We start from the raw sequence: 8,366 nt of genomic DNA, 5'->3' as shown, positions 1-8,366 counted from the left end.
AGCCAGCGCTGGGCCGGGGCGGCGGGGTCGCAGGGGGCCACCCCGGTGGCCTGGCCGCCGCCGTTGGAGGTGAGGCACTGCCCGGTGGCCGCGCTGCGGACCAGGTACCAGCCGTGGTCCTCGTCGGTCAGCCGCCACTTCTGGTTGGCCGGCATCCAGTCGCCGGCCGGGCGGTTGAGGCCGTCCAGCCCGCCGGGGGTGTCCCAGAGGCGGACGGCACCCGAGCCGGTGTCGAGGTCGATCACCTTGCTCTGCCCGTGCGAGATCGCCGTGGTGCCGTCGCAGTACTTCCAGAACGACCAGGTCTGCGCGGGCGACTGGTTGGCCGTCCAGACGACGATCGGCTGACCGTTGACCTCGGCGTTGTGGTACAGGTCGAGCGCGCCTGCTCCGGAGCCGTTGTTCACGGCCGTCATGCCCCCGACGGACGGCGAGAAGTCGCAGGCGCCGGCCGGTGCCGCCTGCGCCGCCGGTGCGCCGGCCACGACCGCCCCCGCGACGGCAGTGACGGCCCCGAGCGAGGCGAGGAACCTGCGGGTACGGGTGATGGTGCTCATGGGGTTTCTCCTTCTGGTGTGGTGGACGGGCCAGGGGTCAGCCGCGCGGGACCGCGAGCGCGGCCCACTGCTTGGGGCCGGGTATGCCGTCGGCGTCCGCGCCCGAGTCGCCGAGCTTGTGCTGCCAGTTGCGGAAGGACTCGAGGTCGGCGTCGGACCACTCGGGCCCGGGGCCCTCGGCGTAGGCGGAGCAGCCCTCGGCGACGAGGCGCTCGCCCATCCGGGTGATGACGTCGCTGTTCTGGCCGTCGTGGAAGAAGTCGGCGCCGGGAAACGGCTCGTAGCCGTCGCCGCCGCCGGCCGCCGGGGCGGCACCGGACGGGGCGCCGCCGCTGGGGCTGTCGTCCGCGGAGGCCTCCTGCCCGAAGTAGAGCGCCCCGGGCCGGTCCCTCCACTCCGGGTCGGCGAGGACCACGCCCTCGGTGAAGTCCGGGATGCCGTAGCCGTGGACCCAGTCCGAGCGGCGCTCACGGGTCTTCATGTAGACGCCGTCGCCCTCGGAGCTTCCCCCGTCGTTGGTGTTGCCCTCGACGGTGGTGATGGTGGAGCTGGTGTAGGCGACGCAGATGCCGGTGTGGCTGCCGCCGCCGGGGCCGAAGAAGACCTGGCCGCCGATCACCGGGTACTCGGTGAAGCGGTCGCGCTCCTTGAACCAGGCGACGCCCTCCGCGCAGGAGGCGGTCACCGGGAAGAGGCCGGCGTTGCCGGACTGCTCGGCGCACCAGGCGACGAAGGTGGCGCACCAGGCCTCGCCCTGGGACCACTCCAGGCCGGCGACGGCGGGGGAGAACTTCTGGATGTTGTTCCAGTGCCCGCCGCTGCGGCCCTCGTGGTAGCCGACCTCGTCTCGGGCGATGCGGATCAGGTCCGCCGCGTTCGAGGACATGGGTGTGGACTCCTTGTTGGTGGAAGGGTGCCGGTCGGGGTCTCAGGCCTTGCCGAAGGTCTGCACGTAGCGGCCCCAGTTGCCGCGCTGGCGGGGTGCGTAGCCGATGCCGATGAAGTTGTAGTCGGGGTTGAGGATGTTCACCCGGTGGCCCGGGCTGTTCATCCACATCTGCATCGCCTCCGGCACGCTGTTGCTCGGGGTGACGTTCTCGGCGGAGGCCCGCGAGGAGAAGCCGGCGGCCGCGATGCGGTCCCAGGGGGTGCTGCCGTCGGTGCCGTTGTGCTGGGTGAGGTCGTGCGAGGCCATGTCGTTGGCGTGGCGCTGGGCGGCGGCGCTGAGGCGCTCGTCCAGGCGCACCGGCGGAGCTCCGACGCGGCCGCGCTCGGCGTTGACGGCGTTCAGCATCTCGGTGCGGAAGTCACCGCCGCCGCCGCCGGGCTGGGGCTGCGGTTGCGGTTGCGGCTGAGGCTGCTGCTGCTGGCCGCCGCCGCTGACGCCGCCCGCCGGGACGAGCTGCCAGCGCTGCGCCGGGTTGGCGTCGTCCTGCTTGGCCAGGGTGAGCGGGGAACCGGGGGCGGCCGCGGTGAGGAAGAGCATGCCCTCGCTGGTGCGGGTGGTGCGGATCCGGACCCAGTCGTTGTCGAGGGGCTCGAAGCACCAGTGCTGGTTGGGCTGGTTGTGCTCGTTGTACAGCCAGGCCTGGCCGATGGAGTAGTTGAAGTCCATGACCATGGCCTGGCCGCCGACGTGCCGGCCGGTGGTCAGCAGGGTCTCCAGGAGGAAGCTGCCGTTCTCCTTGGCCCAGAAGGTCCAGCCCTGGGCGGTGGTGCCGTTGGGGCCCCAGGACTGGATGGCGGTGCCGGCGGCGGTCTGGCTGGAGCGGACGTCGGCGACCGTTCCGTTGGCGGACTTGAGCGTCCAGTTCTGACCGTGCTGCGGGAGCGTGGGCATGGTTGCGCCTCTCGTCTGTGGTGTCGCCCCGGGCCGCAACCGCGGCGGCCCGGGGCCTGACGAGAGAGACGTTCCTGCACTGCGGTAGACGGCCGGTCAACGCGCGTAGCCCACACCGCCGTTGATGTCGCGTCTACTGCGCCAGAAGCTCCCTGACCTGCGCCGACTCCTCCTGGAGCCCCAGCCGCTCGTACACCTCCAGGGAGTCCGTCAGACAGGCCCGGGCCTGGCTCGGGCGGCCGAGGCCGGTGAGCGCGGTGCCGAGGGTGCGCAGCAGGGCGGCCTCCAGGGCGGGGCTGGTGCGCCGGGCGAGCGGGAGGACGGCTTCGGCGGCGTCGACGGCGAGCAGCCAGCGGCCGGCCTCGGCGTGGATGCGGGCGGCGAGGTCTCCGGACGCGGCCGCGAACACGGTGACCTGGAGCGTGGCGAACTCCTCGCGGGCGCCGACGGCGTGGGCGAGCGCCGCCTCCGGATCGCCGCACAGCCGCAGCACCCGGGCGAGGTAGTAGCGGCCGATCGCGGCGGAGACCGGCCCCGAACCGCTCATCAGGTGGGCGCTGCGCTCGGCGGCGTCCCGGGCCTCGTCGATCCGGCCGGTCTGGGCGCAGCTGAACGCGAACTCGCCGAGGGCGCTGCCCTCGGAGCGGCTCGCGTCCAGGCGCCGGAACAGCCCGGCGGCCCGGCCGGCGTGTTCGGCGGCCTCGGCGTAGCGGCCGTGGACGCGGGCGTTGCCGCCGAGGGTGAGCAGGGCCTTGGCGAGGACCCGCTCGGTGCCGGTGGTGGTGCAGACGTCGACAGCTCGGTGGATCTCCTCCTCGGACTCGGCGTAGCGGTTGACGTGCCAGAGCATCGAGCCGCGCAGGTAGCGGGCGAGGGCGAGCGGGCCGTGGTCGCCGCGTGCCGTGGCTTCCCGGGCGAGGCGTTCGGCGAGGTCGGCGATGACGGTGGTCTGGGTGCGTTCGGCGAGCACCGAGCCCATCCGGTCGGCGAGTTCGGCGGCGCGATCGAGCGGCACGGCCGGGTCCGCGCAGCTCAGGGCGATGACGGCGGCGTGCACCTCGGCCTGTTCGCGCATCCAGCGCACGGCTTCCGCGCCGTCGGCCACCGGTCGGCCGGGGTGGGACACGGACGCGTCGAGCAGGCTGAGTTCGACCGGGTCGGGTTTGCGGGCGACGAGGTCGGCGTTGCGGGCGGTGGCGAGGCAGAAGTCGAGCAGCCGGTCGGTGGCGGCGGTGCGTTCGGCGGCGCCGTCCTCGTCGGCGAGCCGGCCGCGGGCGTAGGCGCGGACGAGGTCGTGGAAGCCGTACCGGCCGAAGCGGGGGGAGTGCAGCAGATTGAGGTCGACGAGGGTTTCGAGCAGCTCGCCGGTCTCGGCCTCGGTGCGGTCGAGCAGGACGGCGGCGCAGGGCAGCGGGACGTCGGGGGCGTCGGGCAGGGCGAGCAGCCGGAAGGCGCGGGCGAGTTCGGCGTCCAGGCGGTGGTAGGAGATGGCGAAGCTGGCTTCCACCGTCCGTTCGCCGTCGCTGAGTTCGGCCAGCCGGTGCTCGCGGCGGAGTCCTTCGGCGAGTGCGGCCAGGGTGAGCGCGGGGTCGGCGGCGAGCCGGGAGGCGACGATGCGGACGGCGAGCGGCAGCAGCCCGCAGGCCCGGACGACCTCCTCGGCGACTCCGGGTTCGGCGGCGACGCGTTCGGCGCCGACGATCCGGGTGAACAGCTCCAGCGCCTGTCCGGGCGGCAGGGTGTCCAGCCGCAGCTGGTGGGCCCCGGCGAGGCCGGTCAGCCGGTGGCGGCTGGTGACGAGGACGGCGCAGCCGGGTGAGCCGGGCAGCAGCGGTTCGACGTGGCCGGTGGTGGCGGCGTTGTCGAGGACGACCAGGACGCGCCGCCCGGCCAGGGCCGAGCGGTACAGCGCGCTGCGTTCGCCGCTGTCCGGCGGGATCTCGCCCGGGTCCACGCCGAGGTCCCGCAGGAAGCCGGCGAGCACCGTGCCGGGGTCGGGCGGGGTGTGGTCGGCGCCGCGCAGGTCGGCGAAGAGCTGCCCGTCGGGGAAGCGGTCGCGGACCCGGCGGGCGACGTGCACGGCGAGGGTGGTCTTGCCGACGCCGCCCATGCCGTCCAGGGCGGAGACCACGACGGCCCGTCCGCCGGCGCCGGCGAGGCGGTCGGCGAGGGTCTCGGCCTCCTCGGTGCGGCCGGTGAAGTCGGGCAGGCCGGACGGGAGCTGGTCGGGAGCCTGCCAGCTGTCGGCGGTGGCGTCGGCGGTGGGTTCGGCCGGGTCTGCGGCGGCCTTCGCGGGCAGCAGGGAGGCGTCCTCGCGCAGGATGCGCAGCTGGAGGTCGGCCGGGCCGTTCTCGCCGGGCGGGAGCGAGGCGCGGGCGTCCTCGTACACGGCGAGCGCCTCGGCCTTGCGCCCGGCCTGGTAGAGGGCGCGCATCAGGACGGCGGTGAGCCGGGGGCGGCCCGGGTGCTCCAGGGCGAGGGCGGCGATCGCCGCGGTGAGGTCGGTGCGGTCGCCGAGATCGGCGTCCAGTTCCAGTTCCGTCTCCTTGGCCGAGATCCGCTGCTCGGTGAGACGGGTGCGGACGGCCTCGGCGTGCGGCCCGGGCAGTCCGGCCAGGGCTTCGCCGACCCACAGCCGGTGGGCGCGCCGCAGCACCTCCCGTACCTCCTGCGGCGGTGCGTCCGCCTCGCGCAGCCGTCCGGCCTCGGCCACCTGCGCCTCCCAGGCGGCGGCGTCCACCTCGGCACCGGGCGCCCTGAACGCGTATCCGTCGCCGACCCGGACCAGCGGCATCCGGTCCGGGTCGGCCCCGGCGTACGGCCGGAACGCGGTGCGCAGCCGGGAGACGGCGAGCTGGACGGCCTTGCGCGGATCGGCCGGCGCGGCCCCGCCCCACACCCCCTCGACCAGCACCGAGGTCGCGACCGTCCGCCCGGCGGCGCCCAGCAGTACGGCGAGCACGGCCCGCTGCTGCGGCCTGCCCAACTCCAGTTCCTGCTCCCCGTACCAGGCCCGCAGCGGTCCCAGCAGTCCGAACCGCAGCCCGGATCCCCCCATGTCACCCATGTCCCGTCCCCGAAAGTCGTTCTGCGCCGGGATCTCGCCAGTTCTGTCCGGACGGCGGGCCCCGTACCCCCGGCGGCCTATTCTCTGTCACAGATTGTGTACCGGATCGAGGGCTTCGAGGAGTGGGCGGTGGGGCTCGAATTCCACGTGCTGGGGCCACTGCGGGTTCGGTACGAGGGCCGGGAGGTCGACCTCGGACGACCGCAGCAGCGGGCCGTCCTCGCCGTGCTGCTGTTCCCGCCGGGGCAGCTGGTGTCGACGGACCGGCTGGTCGAGAGCCTGTGGGGCGAGGACGACAGCCGCTGGCCGAAGGACCCGGTCGGGCAGATCGGCACGCATGTCCACCGGCTCCGACGTGCCCTCGGCGCGCCTGGGCTGCTGGTCGGGGCGGCGGGCGGGTACCGGTTGGAGGCGCCGCGTACGGCGGTGGACCTCTTCCGCTACGAGGCCGCGGTGGCGGAGGCCGTTGCGCTGCGTCACCAGGATCCGCTACGGGCGCGCGAGCTGCTGGCGCAGGCGCTGGGGGCCTGGGAGGGGGACCGCGCGCTGGAGGGGGTGCCCGGGACGTTCGCCGGGCGGGTCCGGGAGCGACTGGCGGCCGGGCGCTTCGCCGCGGTGAAGGCGCTGCTCGGCCTGGACCTGGCGCTCGGCCGGCACGCCGAGGCGCTGGAGCCGCTGTCCGGCCTGGCGGCCACGCACCCGCAGGACGAGGAGGTGCACAGGTTGCACCTGCTGGCACTGCACCGCTGCGGCCGTACGGCGGAGGCGCTGGCGGGGTACGAGGCGCTGCGGGAGCGGCTGGACGGGGAGCTCGGGCTCGAACCAGCCCCGGCGCTGGTCGAACTGGCCGAGCAGATCCGACGGGGGGAGGCCCCGGTGCTGCTGCGGCGGCTGCCGAGGCTGCCGAGGCCGTGTCAGCTGCCGCCGGACATTTCGGACCTGGTCGGGAGGGCGGCGCAGGTGCGGGAGGCGGAGCGGGTGCTGCGGGCGGGCGGCACTCCGGTGCTGGGGCTGTCGGGCCCGGCGGGCTGCGGCGCGTCGGCGCTGGCGGTGCACGTCGCGCACGCCGTCCAGGACGCCTTCCCGGACGGCCAGCTGTACGCGAGCGGGGGCGGCTCGGGCACGGTGCTGGCCGGCTTCCTGCGGGCGTTGGGGGACCGGACCGACTCCTCGGTGGGCCTCGACGAGCTGTCCGCGCGCTACCGCGCCGCGCTCGCCGGGCGCCGGGTGCTGGTGCTGCTCGACGGGATGGCCGAGCCGGGACCGTTGCTGCCGTCGGTGCCCGGCTGCGCCGCGGTGGTGGCGGGGGCGGAACCGGGCACGCTGCCCGAGGACGCCGTACGGCTGGCGGTGGGACCGCTGGAGCCGCACGACGCCTACGAGCTGCTGGCCCGGATCGTCGGCGCGGAGCGGATCCGGCGGGAGCCGGAAGCGGTGTCCGAGCTGACGGAGATCTGCGGCCACCTGCCCGTCCTGCTGCGGACGGCGGCGGAGCGGCTCGCCGCCCGGCCGCGGTGGACGGTGGCCGACCTGGTCAGGTGGTTCGCGGAGCGGGGCTGAGCGCCGGGCCGCCGGCGCGGCCCCGCCGGGGACTACGGCCTGGGGGAGTACAGGTCGGAGGCCAGGACCACGGCCTGGGGGTCGTTGCCGTGGGGGACTCGGTCGCCGCCCCAGTAGACGGAGACGTTGCCGTTGTCGTTGACCGTCAGCTTGGCGTGCGGGTGGCCGATGGTGCCGAGAGCCCAGCAGATGCCGCCGTTGGCGGAGTAGACGACGAGGTTGCCGTCGCTCTGCATGACGGCCTTGTATCCGCAGTTGTTCGTGCGGGTGGACCAGACCGCGCCGTTGGGGTGGTAGATGACCAGGTTGCCGTCGGTCTGCATGATCAGCCGGGTGGTGGACGAGTCGACGTGCCAGCCCTGGTAGAGCGGCTCGTCGTCCCAGATGGTGTGGGTGCCCGGGTCGTACGCGGCCTGTGCGCTGCCAGCCCCCAGCATCGTCCCGGTCAGTGCCAGCGCGGCGGTCGCCGCTACGACGGCCGTGCGTCGGAGTGCGTTGATTGCCTTCATGTCCCCGTGTACCTCGTGGTTCTCTCGTGCGTTCGCGCCCGGGAGGTCCTCGGGGCGCCGTGTGAGGACGATCGTGGGGGAGGGCGGTAGACAAACGATGAACGCCCGCGTTGATCGGCGTCCGGGGGCAGGCCAGGCCGGCGGCTGGGCCGGCCGGTCCTACGGCGGCCCAGGGGCATTTGGCTTGGGCCCGGAGTAGGAGTACTGTCTCCTAGTCGCCTGACAGGGAGCACCGGACACGCAGCTGCGCGGACGGTCCCGGGGTGGCCAATCCTCTGAAACACCACTTCCCGGTTCGGGCCGGGTCGCTTCGCGTATCTGCGTCGCGGCCTGGTGCGTATTCGGCGTGCGCGTTTTATCGGGTTGCGGTCGGATTCGCTTTTCGGAGCGGAGATCGGCTAGAGTTTGAAACGTCGGACGGGGCGTCAAACCCCGGAAGACGCCGGCGAGTTGGATGAGCGAAGCCCCGGAAACGGAGCGGAAAACATCTGATAAGCTGGAAACACGAAAGAACGAAGCCCGGAGGGCCCGCTGGAAGGCGGTCCGAAGGAAGCGTCCGTTCCTTGAGAACTCAACAGCGTGCCAAAAGTCAACGCCAGATATGTTGACATCCCCGGCCTCAGGTTTCCTGGGGTTGGAGATTCCTTTTGAAATAACACTAGCGAGGACGCAGTGCGCGGGGCCGCCTTATTCCGGTGGTTGCCGTGCCGCTCAACGCGGGTGTCGACCCGATTACGGGTAAACATTCACGGAGAGTTTGATCCTGGCTCAGGACGAACGCTGGCGGCGTGCTTAACACATGCAAGTCGAACGGTGAAGCCCTTCGGGGTGGA

The 8,366-nt window shown here is 73.5% G+C and carries 6 protein-coding genes and 1 rRNA gene; 2 read left to right on the top strand and 5 right to left on the bottom strand.

The window, feature by feature from the left end; genetic code table 11:
• From ACFU7Y_RS34370 to ACFU7Y_RS34355, 4 genes are all read right to left on the bottom strand, one after another.
• The coding region (locus tag ACFU7Y_RS34370) for an RICIN domain-containing protein (RefSeq protein ID WP_380770717.1) at positions 1–557 on the bottom strand (557 nt) is incomplete at its 3' end.
• Between the two features lie 37 nt (positions 558–594).
• The gene (locus ACFU7Y_RS34365; RefSeq protein WP_380770716.1) at positions 595–1,443 is read right to left on the bottom strand and encodes a peptidoglycan-binding protein; all 849 of its coding nucleotides are present in this window, start codon (positions 1,441–1,443) and stop codon (positions 595–597) included.
• Between the two features lie 42 nt (positions 1,444–1,485).
• Complete coding sequence (locus tag ACFU7Y_RS34360; RefSeq protein ID WP_380770715.1) at positions 1,486–2,397, bottom strand: CAP domain-containing protein; 912 nt, start codon at positions 2,395–2,397, stop codon at positions 1,486–1,488.
• A gap of 133 nt (positions 2,398–2,530) precedes the next feature.
• On the bottom strand, positions 2,531–5,464 hold the full coding sequence (locus ACFU7Y_RS34355; protein WP_380770714.1) for a BTAD domain-containing putative transcriptional regulator: 2,934 nt from the start codon (positions 5,462–5,464) through the stop codon (positions 2,531–2,533).
• 129 nt (positions 5,465–5,593) lie between these two features.
• On the opposite strand from ACFU7Y_RS34355, the gene ACFU7Y_RS34350 reads away from it, so the two are divergent.
• The gene (locus tag ACFU7Y_RS34350) at positions 5,594–7,024 is read left to right on the top strand and encodes a BTAD domain-containing putative transcriptional regulator (protein WP_224282041.1); all 1,431 of its coding nucleotides are present in this window, start codon (positions 5,594–5,596) and stop codon (positions 7,022–7,024) included.
• A gap of 32 nt (positions 7,025–7,056) precedes the next feature.
• On the opposite strand, the gene ACFU7Y_RS34345 is transcribed toward ACFU7Y_RS34350, so the two are convergent.
• A complete protein-coding gene (locus ACFU7Y_RS34345) occupies positions 7,057–7,533 on the bottom strand; it encodes a hypothetical protein (RefSeq protein ID WP_224282042.1) in 477 nt (158 codons plus the stop codon).
• A gap of 745 nt (positions 7,534–8,278) precedes the next feature.
• On the opposite strand from ACFU7Y_RS34345, the gene ACFU7Y_RS34340 reads away from it, so the two are divergent.
• Positions 8,279–8,366 (top strand): 16S ribosomal RNA (locus ACFU7Y_RS34340); the annotation flags it as partial.

This window comes from Kitasatospora sp. NPDC057542, assembly GCF_042801945.1.
Classification (GTDB): Bacteria; Actinomycetota; Actinomycetes; order Streptomycetales; family Streptomycetaceae; genus Kitasatospora.
This window is presented reverse-complemented; position numbering and strand designations above follow the sequence as displayed.